The sequence below is a fragment of the Microbacterium sp. genome (assembly GCF_035556355.1).
Lineage (GTDB): Bacteria > Actinomycetota > Actinomycetes > Actinomycetales > Microbacteriaceae > Microbacterium.
Map to the genome: position 1 here is coordinate 64,298 of NZ_DATMFG010000054.1, position 22,629 is coordinate 86,926.

General features: G+C 70.0%; 22 protein-coding genes and 2 tRNA genes. 19 read left to right on the forward strand and 5 right to left on the reverse strand.

Going from position 1 to position 22,629, the window contains the following annotated elements:
- Positions 1–28: 28 nt before the first annotated feature.
- Positions 29–1,726, reverse strand: coding sequence for a SulP family inorganic anion transporter (locus tag VNR19_RS14835; protein WP_325728058.1), 1,698 nt, complete (start codon positions 1,724–1,726; stop codon positions 29–31).
- Positions 1,723–2,091, reverse strand: a complete 369-nt coding sequence (locus VNR19_RS14840) for an ArsR/SmtB family transcription factor (RefSeq protein WP_325034163.1) — start codon at positions 2,089–2,091, stop codon at positions 1,723–1,725. The genes VNR19_RS14835 and VNR19_RS14840 overlap by 4 nt, the downstream gene beginning before the upstream one ends.
- Positions 2,092–2,146: 55 nt before the next feature.
- On the opposite strand from VNR19_RS14840, the gene VNR19_RS14845 reads away from it, so the two are divergent.
- From VNR19_RS14845 to VNR19_RS14855, 3 genes are read left to right on the forward strand one after another with little or no spacing between them, the layout of a single operon-like run.
- Entirely contained in the window at positions 2,147–3,364 is a 1,218-nt protein-coding gene (locus VNR19_RS14845; protein WP_325728059.1) for a ferrochelatase, read from the forward strand.
- Positions 3,365–3,385: 21 nt separating this feature from the next.
- The gene (locus tag VNR19_RS14850; RefSeq protein ID WP_325728060.1) at positions 3,386–3,931 is read left to right on the forward strand and encodes a ribose-5-phosphate isomerase; all 546 of its coding nucleotides are present in this window, start codon (positions 3,386–3,388) and stop codon (positions 3,929–3,931) included.
- Entirely contained in the window at positions 3,931–4,932 is a 1,002-nt protein-coding gene (locus VNR19_RS14855; RefSeq protein ID WP_325728061.1) for an Fpg/Nei family DNA glycosylase, read from the forward strand. The genes VNR19_RS14850 and VNR19_RS14855 overlap by 1 nt, the downstream gene beginning before the upstream one ends.
- A gap of 24 nt (positions 4,933–4,956) precedes the next feature.
- Here VNR19_RS14855 and VNR19_RS14860 read toward each other — a convergent pair whose 3' ends face one another.
- Positions 4,957–5,784 (reverse strand): nucleotidyltransferase domain-containing protein, encoded by an 828-nt coding sequence (locus VNR19_RS14860; protein WP_325728062.1) that lies wholly within the window; start codon positions 5,782–5,784, stop codon positions 4,957–4,959.
- A 71-nt stretch (positions 5,785–5,855) separates the two neighbouring features.
- On the opposite strand from VNR19_RS14860, the gene VNR19_RS14865 reads away from it, so the two are divergent.
- From VNR19_RS14865 to VNR19_RS14885, 5 genes are all read left to right on the forward strand, one after another.
- Positions 5,856–6,530, forward strand: coding sequence for an FMN-binding negative transcriptional regulator (locus VNR19_RS14865; RefSeq protein WP_325728063.1), 675 nt, complete (start codon positions 5,856–5,858; stop codon positions 6,528–6,530).
- Positions 6,527–8,035: an amidohydrolase gene (locus VNR19_RS14870; RefSeq protein WP_325728064.1), complete on the forward strand. Its 1,509-nt coding sequence runs from the start codon at positions 6,527–6,529 to the stop codon at positions 8,033–8,035. Before VNR19_RS14865 ends, VNR19_RS14870 begins: the two co-directional genes overlap by 4 nt.
- 111 nt (positions 8,036–8,146) lie before the next feature.
- Positions 8,147–9,676, forward strand: a complete 1,530-nt coding sequence (locus tag VNR19_RS14875; protein WP_325728065.1) for a multicopper oxidase family protein — start codon at positions 8,147–8,149, stop codon at positions 9,674–9,676.
- On the forward strand, positions 9,657–11,069 hold the full coding sequence (locus VNR19_RS14880; protein ID WP_325728066.1) for a sensor histidine kinase: 1,413 nt from the start codon (positions 9,657–9,659) through the stop codon (positions 11,067–11,069). The genes VNR19_RS14875 and VNR19_RS14880 overlap by 20 nt, the downstream gene beginning before the upstream one ends.
- Entirely contained in the window at positions 11,069–11,746 is a 678-nt protein-coding gene (locus tag VNR19_RS14885) for a response regulator transcription factor (RefSeq protein WP_325728067.1), read from the forward strand. Before VNR19_RS14880 ends, VNR19_RS14885 begins: the two co-directional genes overlap by 1 nt.
- Positions 11,747–11,812: 66 nt before the next feature.
- Here the strand turns inward: VNR19_RS14885 and VNR19_RS14890 are convergent, their stop codons facing one another.
- Complete coding sequence (locus VNR19_RS14890; protein ID WP_325728068.1) at positions 11,813–12,298, reverse strand: Dps family protein; 486 nt, start codon at positions 12,296–12,298, stop codon at positions 11,813–11,815.
- 169 nt (positions 12,299–12,467) lie between these two features.
- On the opposite strand from VNR19_RS14890, the gene VNR19_RS14895 reads away from it, so the two are divergent.
- Genes VNR19_RS14895 through VNR19_RS14905 form a run of 3 tightly spaced genes read left to right on the forward strand, consistent with a single transcriptional unit; the run spans position 12,468 to position 15,522 of the window.
- Entirely contained in the window at positions 12,468–14,606 is a 2,139-nt protein-coding gene (locus VNR19_RS14895; protein WP_325728069.1) for an acyltransferase family protein, read from the forward strand.
- Between the two features lie 9 nt (positions 14,607–14,615).
- Complete coding sequence (locus tag VNR19_RS14900; RefSeq protein ID WP_325728070.1) at positions 14,616–15,158, forward strand: gamma carbonic anhydrase family protein; 543 nt, start codon at positions 14,616–14,618, stop codon at positions 15,156–15,158.
- Between the two features lies 1 nt (position 15,159).
- Positions 15,160–15,522: an A1S_2505 family phage non-structural protein gene (locus VNR19_RS14905; protein WP_325728071.1), complete on the forward strand. Its 363-nt coding sequence runs from the start codon at positions 15,160–15,162 to the stop codon at positions 15,520–15,522.
- Between the two features lie 244 nt (positions 15,523–15,766).
- On the opposite strand, the gene VNR19_RS14910 is transcribed toward VNR19_RS14905, so the two are convergent.
- Positions 15,767–15,840 (reverse strand) — tRNA-Gly (locus tag VNR19_RS14910).
- Between the two features lie 96 nt (positions 15,841–15,936).
- Between VNR19_RS14910 and VNR19_RS14915 the strand changes: the two genes are divergently transcribed.
- The 8 genes from VNR19_RS14915 (at position 15,937) to VNR19_RS14950 (ending at position 22,626) form a co-directional block, all read left to right on the forward strand.
- Positions 15,937–16,317: a nuclear transport factor 2 family protein gene (locus VNR19_RS14915; protein WP_325728072.1), complete on the forward strand. Its 381-nt coding sequence runs from the start codon at positions 15,937–15,939 to the stop codon at positions 16,315–16,317.
- 81 nt (positions 16,318–16,398) lie between these two features.
- Positions 16,399–16,472: transfer RNA gene (locus tag VNR19_RS14920), tRNA-Pro, on the forward strand.
- 71 nt (positions 16,473–16,543) lie between these two features.
- Positions 16,544–17,998, forward strand: a complete 1,455-nt coding sequence (gene tig / locus VNR19_RS14925; RefSeq protein ID WP_325728073.1) for a trigger factor — start codon at positions 16,544–16,546, stop codon at positions 17,996–17,998.
- A gap of 76 nt (positions 17,999–18,074) precedes the next feature.
- Positions 18,075–18,563 carry a tetratricopeptide repeat protein gene (locus VNR19_RS14930; protein ID WP_325728074.1) on the forward strand — a complete coding sequence of 163 codons (489 nt, stop codon included), beginning with the start codon at positions 18,075–18,077 and terminating at the stop codon, positions 18,561–18,563.
- 78 nt (positions 18,564–18,641) lie between these two features.
- Positions 18,642–19,229: an ATP-dependent Clp protease proteolytic subunit gene (locus VNR19_RS14935; RefSeq protein ID WP_325728075.1), complete on the forward strand. Its 588-nt coding sequence runs from the start codon at positions 18,642–18,644 to the stop codon at positions 19,227–19,229.
- 32 nt (positions 19,230–19,261) lie between these two features.
- Positions 19,262–19,933 carry an ATP-dependent Clp protease proteolytic subunit gene (locus VNR19_RS14940; RefSeq protein WP_325728076.1) on the forward strand — a complete coding sequence of 224 codons (672 nt, stop codon included), beginning with the start codon at positions 19,262–19,264 and terminating at the stop codon, positions 19,931–19,933.
- Between the two features lie 223 nt (positions 19,934–20,156).
- A complete protein-coding gene (gene clpX, locus VNR19_RS14945) occupies positions 20,157–21,425 on the forward strand; it encodes an ATP-dependent Clp protease ATP-binding subunit ClpX (protein WP_325728077.1) in 1,269 nt (422 codons plus the stop codon).
- 169 nt (positions 21,426–21,594) lie between these two features.
- Positions 21,595–22,626 carry an epoxide hydrolase family protein gene (locus VNR19_RS14950; RefSeq protein ID WP_325728078.1) on the forward strand — a complete coding sequence of 344 codons (1,032 nt, stop codon included), beginning with the start codon at positions 21,595–21,597 and terminating at the stop codon, positions 22,624–22,626.
- Positions 22,627–22,629: the final 3 nt, after the last annotated feature.

Consider the following 22,629-nt stretch of genomic DNA (forward strand, 5'->3'; position numbering starts at 1 on the left):
GTGCCTTCGGAGTCGCCTCGTCGCGGGGTCAGCGGCTGCCCGCGGCCTCGCGCGCGATGTGGCTGCGTGCGTGCTCGATCGCCGACGGAAGGTCGGCGAACAGATGCTTGTGGTGGCGCAGCGAGCCGAGCACGCCGACGGTGCGGAAGAGCTCCTCATGCCCCGGCTGCACGCCCTTGATGAGCACCGTCACGCCGCGCCGCTCGAGCGACTGCACGATCTCGCTGAGCACGCGTGCGCCGCTCGCGTCGACGAGCTCGAGCTGCGACATCCGCAGGATCACGACCGACACGCCGCGCGTCCGCATGACCGTCTCGAAGACGCGGTCCGACGCCGCGAAGAACAGCGGCCCGTCGAAGCGGATGATCGCGATGCGCTCGTCGCCAGGCTCCGCGGGGCCGGGCAGCTCCTCGCGTCGCACGCCGGTCGCGCGCGACAGGTTGCGGATCGCGAAGACGCCCGCGCACAGCACGCCGATGCCGACGGCGACGATGAGGTCGAAGGACACTGTGATGATCGCGGTGATGACGAACGCCAGCGCGTCGGCGCGGGTCGAACGCAGGATGGAGCGCACGGTAGCCGCGTGCACCATCCGCGTCGCCGTGACCATGAGCACGCCGGCGAGAGCCGCGAGCGGGATCATCCCGACAGGGCCCGATGCCACGAGCACGATGAGCAGCAGCACGATCGCGTGGGTGATCGAGGCGATGCGCGTCCGCCCGCCCGAGCGCACGTTCACGGCGGTGCGGGCGATCGCGCCGGTCGCGGGCATTCCGCCGAACAGGCCGGACGCCACGGAGGCGAGCCCCTGGCCCACGAGCTCGCGGTCGGGGTCGTACGGGCCCGTGTCGGCGAGCGACGCCGCCACGCGCGCCGACAGGAGCGATTCGATCGCCGCCAGCGCGGCGACCGTGAGCGCGGCGGGGACCAGTCCGCCGAGCGTCGCCAGGTCGATCGACGGCAGCGCGGGGGCGGGGAGGGTCGAAGGCAGGACGCCGATCACCGCGAGGGGCGTCGGCAGCACGGCTGCGAGCACCGCGACGATCGCGATGCCGATGAGCGAGCCCGGGAGCGAGGGGTGGATCTTCGGTGCGACGAGCATGCACGCCGCGACGATCGCGACCGCGCCGAGTGCCCACGGCACGTACGACCAGTCCGCCTCGAAGAGGGACTGCACCGCGGCGACGATCGCGTTCGAGCTGTGCTCGCCCGCGTGCGGCGTCGCGGGGGAGGTCACGAGCGGCACCTGCTGCAGGAAGATGATCACGGCGATGCCGAGCGTGAACCCCTCGATGACCGGCCACGGGATGAACGAGACCGCGCGACCGAGGCGCAGGGCTCCGGCCGCGAGCACCACGATGCCCGCGACCACGCTCACCGCGGCGATCGCGCCGACGCCGTGCGACGCGACGATCGGCAGCAGCACGACGACCATCGCGCCCGTCGGACCCGAGACCTGCACGTTCGAGCCGCCGAAGATCGCCGCGACGAGGCCCGCAACGATCGCGGTGATGAGTCCCTGCTCGGCCGTGAGCCCCGAACTGACCCCGAACCCGAGCGCGAGCGGTAGCGCGACGATGCCGACGGTGACGCCGGCGATGAGGTCGCGGCGCCACGTGCGCTTCGCCGGGCGGTAGTCGTCGGGCGAGGGGAGCAGCGCCAGCGCGGCGGCGCCCGCACGCCGCCACCGCGAGTCGGGGGTGGCGGGAGCCGTCGCGCGGCTCATCGCGGTGCCCCGGGCAGTGCGGGCAGGTCGTCGGCGTCGGCGAGGCGCGCGCCGTCCGAGCGGAGCATGTCGAGCAGGAGTGCGCGGGCGACCGCGAGCAGGTCGGCCACGCGCGGGTCGGCGAGCCGGTAGTACACGTGGCTCGCGCGCCGCTCGGATGCGACGAGCCGGTGCCGGCGGAGCACGGCGAGATGCTGCGACAGGTGCGAGGCCTCCAGGCCCGTCTCGTCCTGCAGGACGGCGACGCTGAGCTCGGGCTCACTCGCGAGGAGTTCGAGGATGCGGATGCGGAACGGGTGCGACAGACCCTTGAAGAGGCCGGCCTTCACCTCGTACAGCGGACGCTGCTGCTGGGTGAGTGGCATGATGAAGTCATCATATCGCCCTTTCGCGTGCCATCCCGCCACGGACGGATCCGCCATGACGCGGTGCGAGGATGGACGGGTGAGCGCAGAAGCACAGCAGGTTCCGTTCGCGTCGCCCGCGGCGAGCGGCGGCGCCCCGTACGTCGAGACCCCCGTTCCCTACGACGCCATCCTCCTCGCGAGCTTCGGCGGTCCGGAAGGACAGGACGACGTCATCCCGTTCCTGCGCAACGTCACGCGCGGGCGGGGCATCCCCGACGAGCGCCTCGAGGAGGTCGCGCACCATTACCGCGCCTTCGGCGGCGTGAGCCCGATCAATGCGCAGAACCGGCTGCTCAAGGCGGCGCTCGAAGACGAGCTCGACCGCCGCGGCATCGACCTGCCGGTGTACTGGGGCAACCGCAACTGGGCGCCCTACCTCGACGAGGCGGTGACGGATGCCGCGGCATCCGGCCACACGAACCTCCTCGCGATCGCGACGAGCGCATACAGCTCGTTCTCGAGCTGCCGCCAGTACCGCGAGGACTTCGCGCGCGTGCTCACCGACACCGGACTCGCGGGCACGGTCACCATCGACAAGGTCCGCCAGTTCTTCGACCACCCGGGCTTCGTGCAGCCCTTCATCGACGGAGTGCGCGACGCGGTGACGCAGCTCCTCGGCGAGGGCATCGAGGGGCGGTACATCCGCGTGCTCTTCTCCACGCACAGCGTGCCGACCGACGACGCGCGGCGGTCCGGCCCGCGCGAGGGCGACGAGCTGCACCGCGAGTGGGGCGAGGGCGGAGCGTATGCCGCTCAGCACGAAGCGGTCGCCGCGTATGTGATGTCGCAGGTCGAGATGTCCGTCGACGCCGTCGACATCGGATGGGAGCTCGTGTACCAGTCGCGCTCGGGCCCGCCCAGCCAGCCGTGGCTCGAGCCCGACATCAACGACGTCATCGAGTCGCTGCCCGCCGCGGGCATGCGAGCGGTCGTGATCGTGCCGCTCGGGTTCATCAGCGACCACATGGAGGTGCTGTGGGACCTCGACACCGAAGCGACGGATGCGGCAGCCGCAGCAGGGCTCCGAGTGCTGCGCACCCCGACTCCGGGCGTCGACCCCGCGTTCGTGTCCGGCCTCATCGACCTCGTCGAGGAGCGGCTGCACGGGACGCCCGCGGCGGAGCGTCCGCACGTGACGGATCTGGGCCCGTGGTTCGACGTGTGCCGGCCCGCGTGCTGCGAGAACGTGCGCGCGGGCTTCAAGCCCGCCGCGGCGGGCTTGAAGCCCTGACTCGTCCGTAGGATTGGGGTCATGCGCATCCACATCGCGACCGACCACGCGGGCCTCGAGTTCTCCACCCAGCTGCAGCACCATCTGGCCGGTCAGGGTCACGATGTGGTCGACCACGGTCCGGTCGAATACGACCCGCTCGACGACTACCCGGCCTTCTGCATCCGCGCGGCACAGGCGGTCGTGCGCGACCAGGAAGCGGGCATCGAGGCGCTCGGCGTCGTGTTCGGCGGCTCGGGCAACGGCGAGCAGATCGCGGCGAACAAGGTGCGCGGCGTGCGCGCCGCCCTCGTGTGGAGCATCGCGACCGCGGAGCTCGCGCGCGAGCACAACGACGCCAACGTGATCGCGATCGGCGCCCGCCAGCACACGTTCGAGGAGGCCGCGTCGTTCATCGACCGGTTCATCTCCACGCCGTTCTCGAACGAGGAGCGCCACGTGCGCCGCATCGGACAGATCGCGGCGTTCGAGGCGGACGGCACGCTCGAGCCCGACCCGCGCGCGACCGCGGGTGGGCCGGATGTGCTCGCCGACGACTCGAGCTCGTTCGACCCCGAAGCCGGCTGATGCCCGAGGGCCATTCCGTCCATCGGATCGCCCGTCAGTTCGATCGGAACTTCGTCGGCCGTACGGTGACCGCGTCGAGTCCGCAGGGACGGTTCGTCGAGGGTGCCGCCGTGATCTCGGGGCGCACGGTCACGGGCGTGCGCGCGGTGGGCAAGCAGATGTTCCTCGAGTTCGACGAAGAGATCTGGCTTCGCGTGCACCTCGGCATGTACGGCGCGTGGGACTTCGCGGGAGAGATCCTCGTCGACCCGACGATCGCGTCGGCGAACGGCCGCATGGGCCAGACCAACCAGCGGGGAACGTCGCTCGACGACCAGCCGATCCTCGACTCCGCGGGCGAGAACTCGCTCACGTCGATCGGCGCGCCGCGGCGTGCGCGTGTGCATGTGCGCATGTCCGAGCAGACGACGGGCCTCCCCGACGAGGGCGCCGAGTGGCCGCCGCCGGTCGTGGGTCAGGTGCGCCTGCGCCTGCTCACCGACACGACGTGCGCCGACCTGCGCGGTCCGACCGCGTGCGAGCTGCTCACTCCCGACGAGGTCGCAGCCGTGATCGCGAAGCTCGGCCCCGATCCGCTCGTCGACGACGTGCAGGAGGGGGAGGAGCGCTTCGTGTCGGTCGTACGGCGCAAGCCCACGCCGATCGCCCTCCTGCTCATGGACCCGAGCGTCGTGAGCGGCATCGGCAACGTGTATCGCGCCGAGCTGCTGTTCCGCGCCCGACTCAACCCGCACACGCCGGGTCGCGACGTGCGCGAGGAGGTCGTGCGCGAGCTGTGGCGCGACTGGGTGCGCCTGCTCGCGATCGGCGTCGAGACGGGCCAGATGATGACGATGGACGGCCTTGATCCCGACGCGTACCGCAAGGCGATGGCCAACCGCGACGACCGCCACTGGGTCTACCACCGCGCGGGGCTCCCGTGCCGCGTGTGCGGCACGGCGATCGTCGTCGAGGAGCTCGCGACGCGCAAGCTCTACTGGTGCCCCAAGTGCCAGGCGTGAGTCACGCCTGACCCCGACAGATGCTCACAGGTCGTCGACCGGCGCCGGGCCGTGCATCCATGACCACTCGGTGTCGCGCATGAACCACGCACCCCACGACTTCTCGGCGGCCGCGCGGTCGACGCCGTAGTGGTCGAGCACGTCGTGCACGAGCGCGTCGACGCGCTGCACCGAGGGATCGTCGTAGAGCGCGGAGATGTCGTCGAGAAGGCGGGCAGGGCGGTCCGGGGCATCCGCCGTGACCCGCAGCAACCACTTGTGGAACGGGAACAGCATCGCGTTCTCGTTCAGCACGATGCGGCACGCGAACAGCACAGCGCGGTTGAGCGAGATGCCGCGCAGGTAGGGGTTCTGCTTCTCCCAGCCCTGCTCGTGGTACCAGCGCCACGCGAGCGCCTGCGACACGAAGCGCTCGCGCCGCAGCGGCTGCTCCTCGGCGGGGAAGCGGACGACGTCGGCGAGAGTCCTTTCGAGCCCGGGTATGCGGGAGAAGAGCACGCGCGCGTCCTGGTAGCCCCACCGCGTCGCGTCGTCCCCGCGCGACGCGACGTCGTCGAGGAAGCGCCGCGACACGAACTTGCCGTCGACGTAGCCGCCCTCGTAGGTGCTGAGATCGTGGCTCACGAAGCCGGTGTCGGGCACGGCGAGCCGGCGCTCGAACTCGTCGTGAGGCACGACGATCACGATGTCGACATCGGATGCCTCGGTGCCGAAGCCGTGCGCGAGTGATCCGGTGAGCAGCAGCGCCTCGACATCGGGTTGGGCGGAGAAGTGCGCGAAGACGCGTTCGACGGTCTCAACCTGGTGCGGCCAGATGCGCACGTCGTCGAGTGGGGGAAGGGCGAGGGTCACAGTCGCACGCTAGCGCCTGACCGAGCTCCCTCGCGATCCCTCCGGCACGGGAGGACTCGTAGGCTGGTGGGGTGCGCCAGAACCCGTCCTTCGCGATGACCGACGTCGGTGAGCTGCGACGTCTCATCGACCACAACCCGTGGGTCACTCTCGTCAGCTCGACCGACGACGGACTCGTCGCCTCGCACTACGCCGTGCTGCTCGACGAAGGCCGCGACGACCTCACGATCGTGGGGCACGTCGGGCGTCCCGACGACATCGTGCACGGTCTCGGTCAGCGCGAGCTGCTCGTCGTCGTGCAGGGCCCGCACGGGTACATATCGCCGGGCTGGTACGGCGACACACAGTCCGTCCCGACGTGGAACTTCGTGGCCGCCCATCTCACGGGCGTTCCCGAGCTTCTGTCGACCGAAGAGAACCTCGCGGTGCTCGATCGGCTCGTCGAGCGGTTCGAGAGCCGGATGCCTCAGCCGAGGCTCATGTGGCAGCCTCCCAACGACCGCTCGTTCATCGAGAAGCTCGAGAAGGGCACCGTCGGCTTCCGTCTGACGCCCACGCGGGTCGTCGCGAAGCGCAAGCTCAGCCAGAACAAGAGTCCCGAGGTGGTCGAGACGATCATCGCGGAGCTCTCGGGCGACGGCCCGTACGCCGACCCGCAGCTCGCCGCCGAGATGCGTCGCGCGCACGATGCGATCGCCGCGGCACGCGCTTCGCTCGAGGCGGCCGATGCGGGTCCGGCCCGATGACGCTCGCGCGCGGCGAGCACGTCGCGGTCATCGCGAACGTGCGCCTGACCGGACGCGACCGCCTCGACCCGTTCGGCGCCGACCCCGTCGACGTCCACCTCGCGGACGGGGTGGTCGCCGACATCGCCCCGGCGAACGCCCTCCCACGTCGCGGAGCCGTGCTCGATGCCTCGGGGTCGTGGCTCATCCCGGGACTGTGGGACCACCACGTGCACACGGTCCAGTGGGCCCTCGTCGCGCAGCGCGAGGCGCTCGCGCACGCGGCATCCGCGGCTGAAGCAGCAGCGATCATGTCGAACGCACCCGTCCTCGGCGACGGCCGACGCGTCGGCACCGGCTTCCGCGACGCGCTGTGGCCCGACCAGCCGACGATCCGGATGCTCGACGCCGCGACAGGCGACGTGCCGACCTATCTCATCAACGCCGACGTGCACAGCGTGTGGCTCAACTCCGCCGCGCTGCGGCGGGAGGGCTTCGAGCCCGACGAGACCGGCATCCTGCGCGAGGCGCCCGCGTTCGATGTCTCGCGGCGCCTCAACGCGGTCGATGCCGCCGTCGGCGACCGGCTGGTCGCCGCGATGGCGACGGATGCCGCGGCCCGAGGAGTCGTCGGAATCGTCGACCTCGACATGGCGTGGAACGAAGAGGCGTGGGCGCGGCGTCTCGCCGGCGGGTTCGACGCGCTCCGCGTCGAGTTCGGCGTGTATCCCGACCTCCTCGATCGCGCGATCGCCGAAGGGCTCCGTTCGGGCGACGTCGTGCGCGGAGTGGACTCGGACCTCGTGCGCGTCGGCCCGCTCAAAGTCATCACGGACGGCTCGCTCGGCACACGAACCGCGGCGTGCTCGCATCCGTACCCCGGAGATCCGCACAACCACGGCATACTCACCGTCGATCCGGTGCACCTCGTCGAGCTCATGACGCGCGCGACGGGCGCGGGCCTGGAATGCGCGATCCACGCGATCGGCGACGTCGCGAACTCGCACGCGCTCGACGCGTTCGCGATCACGGGAGCGGTCGGCACGATCGAACACGCGCAGCTCGTGTCGGCTGTCGACATCCCGCGATTCGCCCGGCTCGGCGTCGCCGCGAGCGTGCAGCCCGAGCACGCCGTCGACGACCGCGACATGACCGACACGATCTGGGCCGAGCAGACCGCGATCCCGTACCCGCTGCGGGCGCTGGCCGACGCGGGTGCTGCGCTGCGATTCGGGTCGGATGCCCCGGTCTCGCCCCTCGATCCGTGGGCGGCCCTCGCGGCGGCGATCCACCGGACGCGCGACTGGCGTCCCGCGTGGCGACCCGAGCAGGCGCTGGACGCCGCGACGGCGCTCGCGGCGTCGACGCACGGCGGCTCGGGTGACGACGCCGCGACGATCGAGCCCGGCGCGATCGCCGACCTCGCGATCGTCGAGCACGACCCGCTCGCCGCGTCGGAGGGTGAGCTGCGGGACATGCGCGTCGCCGCGACGATGATCGAGGGCCGTCTCACGCACGTCGCCTGAACGATTCGACGCCCGGCGGGAACTCCCGCGCCCGAGCCGGGGGACAACCCCCGTCCGCATTCGGTCGGCACCCGGATGGGGTCGAGGGTCCGTCCTCGGTTGGCTGGAGTCATGCTTCACCGACCCCTGTCCGACCGCAGACTTCGACGCCCCCGCGCCGTCACGGCCACCCTCGCCGCACTCGCGGCCGTGGGCGTCGGCCTGTCCGTCGGCATCTCCGGATGCGCCGTCTTCGCCCGCCCCGCGCCGCCTGCAGCCGGCAGCGTGTCGTTCTCGGAGCCGCTCCGCGTGCCGCCGCTCGCGGAGTCGACGGTCGAGGACGGAGTGCGCGTGTACGAGCTCACGGCTGCTGCGGGCTCGACCGACATCGTTCCGCAGGGATCGACCCCGACGCTCGGCTACAACGGCTCGTACCTCGGTCCGACCCTGGTCGCCGAACGCGGTGAGACCGTGCGCGTCGACGTCGCCAACCGGCTCTCCGATCCGACGACCGTGCACTGGCACGGCATGCACCTGCCGGCCGCCATGGACGGCGGGCCGCACAGCCCGATCGCACCCGGCGCCACGTGGACGCCGGAATGGACCGTCGACCAGCCCGCCGCGACGCTCTGGTACCACCCGCACCTGCACGAGCACACGCGCGAGCAGGTCGATGCGGGGCTGGCCGGCATGTTCATCCTGCACGACGAAGTCGAAGCCGCGCTTCCGCTGCCGCGCGAGTACGGGGTCGACGACATCCCCGTCATCGTGCAGGACCGCTCGTTCGGTGCCGATGGCGCGTTCACCGGTGAGCTCGGGCAGTTCGACGGCGTTCTCGGCGACACGATCCTCGTGAACGGCACGGTGTCGCCGTACCTCGACGTCACGACCGAACGCGTGCGGCTGCGCCTGCTGAACGGCTCGAGCGCGCGCATGTACGAGTTCGCGTTCGAAGACGGCCGTGCGTTCGACCTCATCGCGACCGACGGCGGGCTGCTCGAGGCTCCCGTCGAGACCGAGAGCATCCCGCTGTCGCCGGGCGAGCGGGCCGAGATCGTCGTGACGATGACGCCGGGGGAGAGCGCCGTGCTTCGCTCGCTCGCGCCGGATCCGGCCCTCAACGCGGGCTCTTCGTCGTTCGATGTGATGGAGCTGCGCGCGGCATCCGATCTGTCTTCCTCTCCCGAGGTCCCCGAGCGACTCGCCGACATCCCCGAGCCGGATGCCTCGACCGCTGTCGGCGAGCGGACGTTCGAACTGAGCGGCCACAACATCAACGACCGCCAGATGGACATGGGCCGCGTGGACGAGGTCGTCACCGTCGACACTAGCGAGGTGTGGCGTGTGCGCAACGACAACCCGCTGCCGCACAGCTTCCACGTGCACGACACGCAGTTCCGCGTGCTGAGCATCGACGGAGAGGCGCCGCCGCCGCGACTGGCCGGCTACAAGGACACGATCGCGCTCGAGCACGACCGCGAGTACCGACTCCTCGTCCGGTTCGAGGACTACGCCGACCCGACCACGCCGTACATGTACCACTGCCATCTGCTGTGGCACGAGGACCAGGGCATGATGGGACAGTTCCTGGTCGTCGAGCCGGGCCAGCAGCCCGAACTTCGCACAACACCGGGAGGATCCGATGACCACCACGACCACTGACGCCGCCGTGGCGCCCCCGCAGAAGCGGCCCGCCGAGGGCTTCTGGGCGACGTACGGGCGGTGGTGGGTCAACGCGCCTGGAAGCGCGCTGTACCTGATCGTCGTGTTCGCCCTCGCGATGACGAGCATCGGGGTGCTCACGTCGTTCTTCTCGGCCGGCGTCGGACTGCTCGTCCTCGTGATCGGGCTCCCGTTGGTGGTGCTGACGCTGTTGATCGCGCGCGTGTTCGGCGTGGTCGATCGCTTCCTCCTGCGACTGACGGGCCTGCCGCAGATCGCCGAACCGGAGTGGAACCGCGACGCGCCGGACGTCGACGGCTTCTGGATGACCCTGACCCGTCCGATCCGCAACGGCCACTACTGGTCGTACCTCGTGCACGGGATGATCGTGAATCCGATCATCGCGACGATCTCGTTCGCGCTCACCGTGACGTGGCTCAGCGTGGGGCTCGGCGGGCTGACGTACTGGTTCTGGGGCATCTTCCTGCCCCGCGGCGACGTCGGTCGCTGGGGTCAGTACGTCGCGGACTTCATGCCGTGGCTGTTCGACGGCTGGTCGTGGTGGGCCGTCGAGGTCGTGCTGCACCTCCTCGCCGGCATCGTCCTCACGTTCACCCTGCCGTGGGTGGTGGGAGGTCTCGCCCGCATGCACCACGCCATCGCGCAGGGAATGCTCGGGCGGTGGCCGTCCGACGATCTCGCCGCCGAAGTGCGTGCGGAGGCCGCGGCCCGCGGCGCGGCCGTGCAGGCCGAGGATGCCGCACTCCGTCGCCTGGAGCGCGACATCCACGACGGCCCGCAGCAGCGCCTCGTGCGCCTGCAGATGGACCTGGCGGCCCTGCAGCGGCGCGCAGAGGCCGGTGACACGGATGCCGCGGCCGAGCTCGCACGCGAGGCGCAGCTCCATGCGAAGGCGGCCCTCGACGAGATGCGCGCGCTCTCGAGCGGGGTCGCCCCGCCACTTCTGCAGGACCGCGGGCTCGGCGCCGCGCTCAATGCGCTCGGCGCCGCGACCGCGTTGCCGGTCACGCTCGACGTCGACCCCGCCGTCGACGGGGTGAGCCCCGAGATCGCGCGCACGGTCTACTTCGTCGTGGCTGAGCTCCTCACGAACGCGGTCAAGCACTCGGGTGCATCCGAGGTGACCGTGCGCGCCGCGATCCGGCCTGCCACCCCGCAGACCCAGGCGATGCTCGACGTATGGGTCGTCGACAACGGACACGGCGGCGCCCACATGTCGCCAGGACACGGCCTCGAGGGTCTCCGCGACCGGGTGGCGGGCCTGCGCGGCATCCTCCGGGTCGAGAGCCCGTACGGCGGACCGACGACGATCGGCGCGCATGTGCCGCTGCCCGCTCCGGGCGCGGCGGACGCGGGAACGGGGGTGCGATGATGGCCGATCCACAGACCAAGACGCCGGATGCCGGGCTCCGCGTCGTGCTCGTCGAGGACTCCGTTCTCCTGCGGGAGGGCCTCGTGCGACTCTTCGACGAAGCGGGCTACGTCACGGCGGGAGCTTTCGGTGACGCCGACGACATCGTCGCGCGGGTGCGCGGCGCGCAGGCCGACGTCGCGATCCTCGACGTGCGGCTGCCGCCGACGTTCCGCGACGAGGGGATCAAGGCGGCCATCACGCTGCGCGCCGAAGCGCCCGACGTGGGGATCCTCGTGCTCAGCCAGTACGTCGAGGGTCTGTACGCACGAGAGCTTCTCGCGGGCGGCGACGGCGGCATCGGCTACCTGCTCAAGGACCGGGTCACGTCGCTCGAGGAGTTCACGGATGCCGTGCGCCGCGTTCGCGAGGGCGGCACGGTGCTCGATCCGCTCGTCGTGAAGGAGCTGCTCGCCGCGCGACCCGACCCGCTCGCGAGCCTGACGCCCCGCGAGCGCGACGTCCTCGAGCTCATGGCCGAAGGCCGCAGCAACGCGAGCATCGCGGAGCGCCTCTTCATCGGGGTGGGCGCGGTCGAGAAGAACATCAGCTCGATCTTCGCGAAGCTCGGGCTGGAGGAGACCGGCAGCGAGCACCGACGCGTGCTCGCGGTCCTCGCGTTCACGCAGCGGAGCTGACGACGGAATGACGGATGCCCCCGCCGGCGTGCGCGCCGGGCGGGGGCATCCGTGGGTATCGGTCGATCACTCGGCGAGGTGCGCGAAGAGGAACCAGCGGTCCTTCTCGAGCGACTCCTTGATGGCGATCGCGATGTCCTGGCTTGTGAGGTCGATCTCGTCGAGGCCGTCGATCGCGGCCTGCGTGTCGGCGATCACGGCGTCCATGTCGGAGATGACCGCGCGGATCATGTCCTCCCACTGCGTGAAGCCGCCGCCGACGGCGGTCTTCTTCGCCTTCTCGGCGACCGTCGCCACGCGCGCGTCGATCGGAAGGCCGAGGGCGACGATGCGCTCCGCGGCGGAGTCGGCTCCGTCCTGCGCGTGCGCCACCACGGTGTCGAGCAGCTCGTGGATCGCGATGAAGTTCGCACCGCGGACGTTCCAGTGCGCCTGCTTGCCGTTCACGGCGAGCGCCTGCAGCCCGAGGACGAGGGGAGTGAGGAACTGTGCTGCCGCTGCGGCGACCGTCGGGTCGGCAGCGGTTGCGGGGGTCGTTTGCGTGTTCGTCATGGCCTTCGCCTCCGATAGCGTCGGGGAACCGGTCGGTCCGATGGGAGCAACGCTACTCAGCACCCCGTATTCCGCAAGCAAGAGAAGCCTGGGCTAACCGCGCGGCGGGGGAGGGCGTCGACGGCTCGGCGCGTCGGTCGCATCCGCTCGGAGCGGCTAACGTCGAGGGGTGCCATCCGCCGATCACGACCTCGGACCGCAGCACCTCGAAGACCCCGCACGGGTCGTGCTGCGGCAGCCGACCGACCGTTCGCCCGAGCACGCCGAGCCGTCGCGGTTCATCCCCCACGTGCAGGGACTCCGCGCGATCGCCGTCATGTGCGTCGTGCTCTACCACTTCTGGCCGGGGCGGTTCCCGGGTGGGTACGTCGGCGTCGACATCTTCTTCGTGATCTCGGGCTTCCTCATCACGTCGCACCTCATGCGCGAGCTCACGGCGACCGGCACGGTGAAGCTGTCGCAGTTCTGGGCCCGCCGCGCGCGGCGCCTTCTGCCGGCATCGCTGCTCGTGCTGCTGTTCTGCGCGATCGTCGCGGGCTCGGCCTACCTCATGCCGACATCGGCGCTGCCGAACGAGGTGCGCGAGATCATCGCGTCGACGTTCTACGTCGAGAACTGGTATCTCGCGCTGAATTCCGCCGACTACCTCAACCATTCCGGTGATCCGACGACCGTGCAGCACTACTGGTCGCTGTCGCTCGAGGAGCAGTTCTACGTCATGTGGCCGCTCATCATGCTGCTGGCGGCGTGGATCGGGCTGAAGTGGTTCCGCGGCGCGCGCCGCCGCACCGTCATCGGGGCGCTCGCGGTCGTGTCGGTCGTGTCGTTCGTCTTCTGCGTGTGGTTCACACTCACGAACCCCGCACCGGCGTACTTCGTGACGTTCGGCCGCATGTGGCAGTTCGGCGTCGGGGCGATGGTGGCCCTCATCCCGATGCTCCGCATCCGCAATGCGGTCGGAAGCTTCGTGCTCGGGTGGGCGGGTGTCGCGGCGATCGTCTTCACGCTGTTCCGATTCGACGGCCAGACGCCGTTCCCGGGCTACGCGGCGGCGCTGCCGACGCTCGGTGCGGCCGCGATCATCGCCGCCTCGAACACGGAGCGCTGGTGGTATCCGACTCGCGTCCTGTCGCTGCGCCCGGCGCAGTTCGTCGGCGACATCTCGTACTCGCTGTACCTGTGGCACTGGCCGCTCATCATCATCGCGCCGTCGGTGCCGTTCTGGGGTCTCACGATCTACCACCGGCTCGCTCTGCTCGCGCTGTGCTTCGTGCTCGCCTGGCTCACCAAACGCTTCGTCGAAGATCCCGTCCGCGGCTGGAAGGTGCTCACGTCGAGACCCGCGCGCGTGACGCTGTGGTCGTCGCTCGCCGCGATGCTCGTGGTCGCCGGCGCCGCGGGGACGGCGTGGGCGGTGAACGCCCCTGCTTACAACGAGGGGGTCCGCGGACTTCAGGAGCTTCGCGAGAATCCGCCGCAGTGCTTCGGTGCGGCGCTCGAGCTCGACCCCGGGTGCGAAGGCGTCGACTTCGGCGACACGATTCTGCCCGCCCCCGGCTTCGCGGGGGTCGACCGGCCGGGCGACGAGCAGTGCTTCGTGCAGCTCAACGACGCGCGCCCGGTGTCGTGCGAGTTCGGATCAGACGATGCGGATGCCCCCACCGTCGCCCTCATCGGAGACAGCCACGCCTTCCAGCTGCTGTCGACGTTCCAGCGCATGGCAGAAGACAACGGCTGGCGCCTCGTGACCTACTTCAAGGGCGCATGCCCGTGGAACACGACGCCCCTCGCGACGCCCGGCGCGTTCGGTGCGGCGTGCACCGAGTGGCGTGACGGCGTGCGTTCCCAGCTCGCCGAGCGCGACCTCGATGTCGTGTTCACGGCTGCGATCGCGACGACCCCGTATTCGTCGGCCGGCTTCGACTCCGCACACGACGCCGCGGTCGCCGGATACCGCGAGGCGTGGGGAGAAGTGCTGGACCGGGGCATCCCCGTGGTCACGGTCGTCGACAACCCCGTGTGGGAGACCGACCCGAACAAGTGCCTGCGCACGCGCGACGCATCGGAGTGCGACGGTCCGCGGTCCGCTCTCCTCGTCGAGGACGATCCGCTCCGGGAGGCCGCGACCGACGTCGACGGTGTCTCGCTCCTCGACTTCACCGACGTGTTCTGCGGCCCTGAGGTCTGCAGCCCTGTCGTAGGCGGCGCGAACGTCTACCGCGATCAGGACCACCTCACGGTGACCTTCGCCGACACGCTCGCCCCGTGGTACACCGAGGCGATCCAGAGCGCGCTCGCCCGCGAATAGGCTCGAAGCATGACCATCGCCGACGATGCATCCGTTCTGTCCATCTCCAGCTCGAGTCCTGACCTGCACCCGACCGCCTTCGTCGCCTCCGGTGCGCGGGTGATCGGCGCCGTGACCCTCGGCGAGGGCGCGAGCGTCTGGTACAACGCGGTGCTGCGTGCAGACGGCGACACGATCACGATCGGTGCCAACACGAACCTGCAGGACAACGTGTCGGTTCACGTCGACCGCGGCTCGCCGGTCGTGATCGGCGAGAACGTGTCGGTGGGCCACAACGCCGTCGTGCACGGATGCACCGTCGGCGACGGCGCCCTCATCGGCATGGGCAGCGTCGTGCTCTCGAACTCGGTCATCGGCGCCGGCTCCCTCGTCGCCGCCGGTGCGGTCGTGCTCGAGGGCACGGTCGTGCCGCCCGGCTCGCTCGTGGCGGGCGTCCCCGCGAAGGTGCGTCGCGAGCTCACGGACGAGGAACGCGAAGGCATCCGCAACAACGCCGCCGGCTACCTGCGCCTGCGCGACGTGCACGAGTCCGCGAGCGCGGCCGCAGACTGACATGCGCATCGAGTCGCTCGGACCGGGCGAGATCTTCGTCTTCGGATCGAACGCGCAGGGCGCGCATGCCGGGGGAGCGGCGCGCTTCGCTCACGAGCGCTTCGGCGCGGTGTGGGGTCAGGCCGAGGGGCTGCAGGGGCAGTCGTACGCGATCGACACCATGTCGGGCCTCGACGTCTTCGAGGAGCAGGCTGCGCGGTTCGTCGCCTTCGCGCGCGATCATCCCGAGCTGCGATTCCTCGTGACCGAGGTCGGATGCGGCATCGCCGGCTACACGCCTGAGCAGGTCGCCGGGTTCTTCCGCGGAGCGCCGGAGAACGTCGTGCTGCCGGAGTCGTTCGTGAAGGTGCTCGAGCAGGATTGAGCCGCGGTCGGCGCCCGGGAGCGAGGCCGGTTCCGACGTCATCCACGCGAAAGCCCTGAGCGCCGCCGGTGGCGGCCCTCAGGGCTTTGGAGGGGATGACGGGAATCGGCCACTCCGCGCCTCCACCCGCCGCTGCGCGGCGCGCGGAGCCTCTAAGCGCGGAGCGGGACCCCCCGAAGCCGGTCGGTTCCGACGGCACTCACGCGAAAGCCCTGAGGGCCGCCGGTGGCGGCCCTCAGGGCTTTGGAGGGGATGACGGGAATCGAACCCGCGTAGCCAGTTTGGAAGACTGGGGCTCTACCATTGAGCTACATCCCCGTGCGCCCGATGGCGGGCACCGACCAATCGTAATACACGGGCGGACCTTCCTTGCCCACCGCCAGCCTCCGCGCGGATCCACGGGAGGAGACAGCGATGTCCGACGAAGGAAGGGCTGTCGTCGAGGCTCTCATCGCGACGCTCAACGCAGGCGATGTCCCGGGCATGGACGACGTGTTCCATGAGGACGCCGTGATGGAGTGGCCGCAGTCGGGGGAGCGCATCGTCGGCGGAGACAACCGCCGCGCGGTTTACGGCGCATTCCCCCAACTGCCGAAGATCACGCCGCGCCGGCTCACCGGTGAGGGCGACCTGTGGGTCGCCGAGGCCGACCTCGACTACGGCGACGGCGACCCGTACCAGACGGTGTTCATCTTCGAGCTGCGCGACGGACGCATCGCGAAGGAGACCGCGTACTGGACGAAGCCGTTCCCTGCGCCGGATTGGCGCGCCCGATGGGTCGAGCGGACGCGGTAGCGGGGCATCCGGCATATCAGCGTCAACACGTCGGCTAGACTTACCGGGGCCGAAATCGGCGCACTCGTGTGCGCACCCGCCCGGGGCGTAGCTCAGCTTGGTAGAGCGCCCGCTTTGGGAGCGGGAGGCCGCAGGTTCAAATCCTGTCGCCCCGACGTCACGGCCCCCGAGACCCAGACTTCAGCCGCCGCGCCGTGCGCGGACCACACGAGGAGAACGAACAGGCATGGTCACGAGCACCGTCGAGAAGCTCAGCCCGACGCGGGTGAAGCTCCGCATCACGGTCACCCCCGAAGAGCTCAAGCCGAGCATCGCTCACGCGTACGAGCACATCGCACAGGACGTGCAGATCCCCGGCTTCCGCAAGGGCAAGGTGCCCGCCCCCATCATCGACCAGCGCATCGGCCGTGCCGCCGTCCTCGAGCACGCCGTGAGCGAGGGTCTCGACAAGTTCTACCGTGACGCGGTCGCCGAACAGGGCGTGCGCGTGCTCGGCCGTCCCAGCGCCGACATCGTCGAGTGGCCGAACGAGAAGGACTTCTCGGGCGACCTGCTCGTCGACGTCGAGGTCGACGTCCGTCCCGACTTCGAGCTCCCCGAGCTCGAGGGCACCACGATCGAGGTCGACGCCGCCGAGGTCGACGAGGCCGCGATCGACGAGGAGCTCGACCGCCTGCGCGCGCGCTTCGGCACGCTCGTGACCGTCGACCGTCCCGCCGCCACCGGTGACTTCGTCGAGCTCGACCTCGTCGCGACGATCGACGGCACCGAGATCGACCGCGCCGACGGCGTGTCGTACGAGGTGGGCTCGGGCGAGCTGCTCGAGGGCATCGACGAAGCCGTCGAGTCGCTCACCGCGGGCGAGGAGACCACGTTCCGGTCCAAGCTCATCGGCGGCGACCACGCCGGCGAGGAGGCCGAGGTCACGGTCACCGTCAAGAGCGTCAAGGAGCGCGAGCTGCCCGAGGCCGACGACGACTTCGCCCAGATCGCGAGCGAGTTCGACACGATCGCCGAGCTGCGCGACAGCCTCACGGAGCGCGTCGGACAGCAGTCCGTGTTCACGCAGGGCTCGCAGGCTCGCGACAAGCTCGTCGAGCGTCTCCTCGAGCAGGTCGAGATCCCCGTCCCGGCACAGCTCGTCGAAGACGAGGTGCACAACCACCTCGAGGCCGAAGGCCGCCTCGAAGACGATGTGCACCGCGCCGAGGTGACCGAGGCGAGCGAGAAGCAGTTCAAGACGCAGATGCTGCTCGACGCGATCGCCGAGAAGTTCAACGTGCAGGTCTCGCAGGACGAGCTCACGCAGTACCTCATCCAGTCGTCGGCGCAGTACGGCATGGCGCCGCAGGACTTCGTCAACGCGCTGCAGCAGAACAACCAGCTGCCCGCGATCGTCGGCGAGGTCGCGCGCAACAAGGCCCTCGCGGTCGCGCTCGGCAAGGTCACCGTCGTCGACACCAACGGCGCCCCGGTCGACCTGACCGGCTTCATCGCCAGCGAAGACGAGGCTGAGGCTGAGGAAGAGGTCGTCGAAGAGGCCGAAGAGATCGCGGATGCCGCGGCCGAGGCCGACGCCGTCCTCGAGGCCGAAGAGGCCCGGGCCGCCGAGAAGCCTGCGAAGAAGGCTCCGGCCAAGAAGGCGCCCGCCAAGAAGAAGGCGCCGGCCGACAAGGAGTGATCGCCGAACGGCGATGTGAACCGGGGGACGGGTGCTGTGGCATCCGTCCCCCGGTCGTCTCTCGAGAGGATCGATGATGACCGACTGGGACGACCGCGTCGCCGCGGTGTGGGCCGACGAGACGCTCACCGACGAGGAGGTCGTCGCGCGGATCGACGCGCTGGCGGCGGAGCGACCCGACGGCGATGCACGCGCCCTCTTCGAGCGCGCCGGTGCGCGCGACTCGGCAGGACTCGAGGCCGATGCCGAGCCGCTGTACCGCGCAGCGCTCGAGGCGGGACTCGACGAGGAGCATCGCGCGCAGGCGGTCATCCAGCTCGCGAGCACCGTGCGCAACCTCGGCAGGACGGACGAGTCGATCCGGATGCTCCGCGCCGAGCTCGACCGCCGGCCGCGGTCGCCCCTTCGAGACGAGGCCGCCGCGTTCCTCGCGCTTGCCCTGGCCTCGGCGGGGCGCGAGCGGGAGGCGGTGTCCGTCGCGCTCCGCGCACTCGCTCCGCATCTGTCGCGGTACCGGCGATCCGTTCTCGCCTACGTCGACGAACTCGCGACGGACGCGCCCTGATCTGCCCACGGCGAACACGGGCGGGTCGCACGCGACGCGCCGGTAGATTCGATGCCACGAACGGAATCAGGAGTACACATGGCCGCTGAACCCCTTGTCGCGACGAGTGTCTTCGACAGGCTGCTGAAGGACCGCATCATCTGGCTCGGCTCGGAGGTGCGTGACGACAACGCGAACGAGATCTGCGCGAAGATCCTCCTCCTCGCGGCCGAGGACTCGCAGAAGGACATCTACCTCTACATCAACTCGCCCGGCGGCTCGATCACGGCCGGCATGGCGATCTACGACACGATGCAGTTCGTCCCGAACGACATCGTGACCGTCGGAATTGGCATGGCCGCGTCGATGGGTCAGCTGCTGCTCACGAGCGGCACGAAGGGCAAGCGCTACATCACCCCCAACGCGCGCGTGCTGCTGCACCAGCCGCACGGCGGCTTCGGCGGCACCGCGAGCGACATCCAGACGCAGGCGCAGCTCATCCTCGACATGAAGCGTCGCCTCGCCGAGATCACCGCCGCGCAGACCGGCAAGACCGTCGAGCAGATCAACGCCGACGGCGACCGCGACCGCTGGTTCTCGGCCGAGGAAGCGCTGGAGTACGGCTTCGTCGACCACATCCGCGAGCACGCCGCCGACGTGTCCGGCGGCGGCGGGACCGCGAGCTGACGGCACCGAGGGCGAAAGAGAGAGACATCGCTATGCACACCCCCACCTTCGGCGCCGGCCTTCCGCAGGGCTTCCAGGTCCCGAACAGCCGATACATCCTGCCGCAGTTCGAGGAGCGCACCGCCTACGGCTACAAGCGCCAGGACCCGTACAACAAGCTTTTCGAGGACCGCGTCATCTTCCTCGGCGTCCAGGTCGACGACGCGTCTGCCGACGACGTGATGGCACAGTTGCTCGTGCTCGAGTCGCAGGACCCCGATCGCGACATCATCATGTACATCAACTCGCCGGGCGGCTCGTTCACGGCGATGACGGCGATCTACGACACGATGCAGTACATCGCGCCGCAGATCCAGACCGTCGTCCTCGGTCAGGCCGCGTCCGCAGCGGCCGTGCTGCTCGCGGCGGGCACGCCGGGCAAGCGCCTCGCGCTGCCGAACTCGCGCATCCTCATCCACCAGCCCGCGATGGGCGAGGCCGGTCACGGCCAGGCCTCCGACATCGAGATCCAGGCGGCCGAGATCATGCGCATGCGCACGTGGCTCGAGGAGACGCTCGCGAAGCACTCGAACCGCTCGGTCGAGCAGATCAACAAGGACATCGACCGCGACAAGATCCTGTCCGCCGAGGACGCCGTCGACTACGGCCTCGTCGACCAGGTGCTCTCGTCGCGCAAGCGGGCGCAGCCCGCGCTCACGAAGTAGGCGAAGCCTCCGCGGATGCTCCGCCCGCGCCCCGTCGCCCGAGAGGGTGGCGGGGCGCTCGTGTTCTCCCGGGCTCCAGCCGGCGGGCAGGCTTTCGCTCTCAGCGGACGGGCGATCGCGGCATCCGGAATCCGCGTCGCAATCCATCCGCTTGTCGCCGTCACCCGTTAGGCTCGAACACGTTCACGGGGAATGCACCCACCGGCCCATGAGGAGGAGCCTGATGGCACGCATCGGTGAGAGCGCCGACCTGTTCAAGTGCTCCTTCTGCGGAAAGAGCCAGAAGCAGGTGCAGCAGCTCATCGCGGGGCCCGGTGTCTACATCTGCGACGAGTGCGTCGAACTGTGCAACGAGATCATCGAGGAGCGCATGGCCGAGTCCGGTCAGGGCGCTGTCGCGGACTTCGACCTCCCCAAGCCGCGTGAGATCTACGCCTTCCTCGAGGAGTACGTCGTCGGGCAGGAAGACGCGAAGCGCGCCCTGTCGGTCGCCGTCTACAACCATTACAAGCGCATCCGCGCTCACGGCACTCTCCAGCCCGCCGAGCAGCGCGCCGACGAGGTTGAGATCGCGAAGAGCAACATCCTGCTCATCGGCCCGACCGGATGCGGCAAGACCTACCTCGCGCAGACGCTCGCGAAGCGTCTGAACGTGCCGTTCGCCGTCGCCGATGCGACGGCGCTGACCGAGGCGGGCTACGTCGGCGAAGACGTCGAGAACATCCTCCTCAAGCTCATCCAGGCGGCGGACTTCGACACCAAGCGCGCCGAGACCGGGATCATCTACATCGACGAGGTCGACAAGATCGCGCGCAAGGCCGAGAACCCGTCGATCACGCGCGACGTCTCGGGTGAGGGCGTGCAGCAGGCGCTTCTGAAGATCCTCGAGGGCACGGTCGCGTCGGTGCCACCGCAGGGCGGCCGCAAGCACCCGCATCAGGAGTTCATCCAGATCGACACGACGAACGTGCTGTTCATCGTCGCGGGTGCTTTCGCGGGGCTCGAAGACATCATCTCGTCGCGCGTCGGCAAACACGGCATCGGATTCGGCGCCGAGCTGCACAACAAGGGCGAAGACCTCAACCTCTACAGCGAGGTGCGCCCCGAAGACCTGCACAAGTACGGCCTGATCCCCGAGTTCATCGGGCGACTGCCGGTCGTGGCATCCGTGTCGCCGCTCGATCGGCAGGCGCTCATGGAGATCCTGACGGAGCCGAAGAACGCGCTCGTCAAGCAGTACCAGCGCATGTTCGAGCTCGACGGCGTGACGCTCGAGTTCGAGACCGAGGCCCTCGAGGCGATCGCCGACCTCGCGGTCGAGCGCAAGACGGGCGCCCGCGGTCTGCGCGCGATCCTCGAAGACGTGCTCGGACCGATCATGTTCGAGATCCCGTCGACCGACGACGTCGACAAGGTCGTCATCACGCGCGCCTCGGTGGAGCAGGGTGCCCCGCCGACGCTCGTGCTGCGCCAGGCGCGCAAGAGCGCCTGACACCCGGGCGTGCGGTCGCCGACCGTGTCGGTGGCACTCCGTAGCGTGGACGGATGCAGAGGCTCCAGCCTTTCCGCATCGCCGTCGCCGACGAGGTTCTCGACGACCTGCGCGGTCGCCTCTCGAGGTTTCGTCCGTTGCCCGACTCTCCGCGCCGCCCCCGGCGGGCATGACCGCGGAGTACCTCGCGGATCTCGTGAAGTCGTGGATCGCGCTCGATTGGCGGGCGCGTGAGGAGTGGCTCAACCGCCATCCGCAGTTCCTCGTCGACATCGGCGACGCCACGATCCACTTCGCGCACATGCGATCGGAGCGAGACGACGCGCCGGCGCTGCTCGTCATGCACGGGTGGCCGCACACGTTCGCCCTCCAGCTCGACTTCGCCGACCTGCTGCGCGACTTCCATGTGGTCGTGCCGAGCTTCCCCGGGTTCGCGTTCTCGTCGTCGTACCGCGACGGCCCCATCACCGAGAAGCGCCTGGCCGACACGATGCACGCGCTCATGACCGATGTGCTCGGGTACGACCGGTACCTCACCTACGGCGAGGACGTCTCGGCGAACGTCAACGATCTCATCGCGGCGACGCATCCCGAAACGGTGCAGGGCATCATCGTCACCCACTCGCACTTCCCGTCCCGTCAGGAGCGCGCGACGCTCACCGCGCCCGACGAAGTCGCGTTCTTCTCCAGGCTCGACGCGGCGCACGGGACGGAGGGCGCGTACGGGCACGTGCAGGCGACGCGACCCGACACACTCGCCGCGGCCCTCAACGATTCGCCCGCCGGTCTGCTCGCATGGCTCGCCGAGAAGCTCGTCGAGTGGAGCGACACGCCGACCGATCGGCCGGCAGAGGTCGAGCGGCGTATCTCGCGCGAGCGCATCCTCACCGAGGCGATGATCTACTGGGTCACCCAGAGCATCGGCACGTCGTTCCGCCCGTACTACGAGGGCGCCGACCAGCCCGACGCGATGCCGCCCGTCGAGGTCCCGGCGACGGTGCACATCCAGCGCCACGAGGGCGATTACCCGGAGTCGCTCGCGCGCAGCTACTACCGCGACCTGCGCACGTTCGAGCGGCTGACCGAGGGCGGGCACTTCGCTGTGGCCGAGGTTCCCGACGTGATGGCCGAACGCGCGAGGGCGTTCGCCGCCGAGCTCGGTCTGCTCGCGGGCGCACGCGCTCCCGTGCCGGGGCGCTGAGGG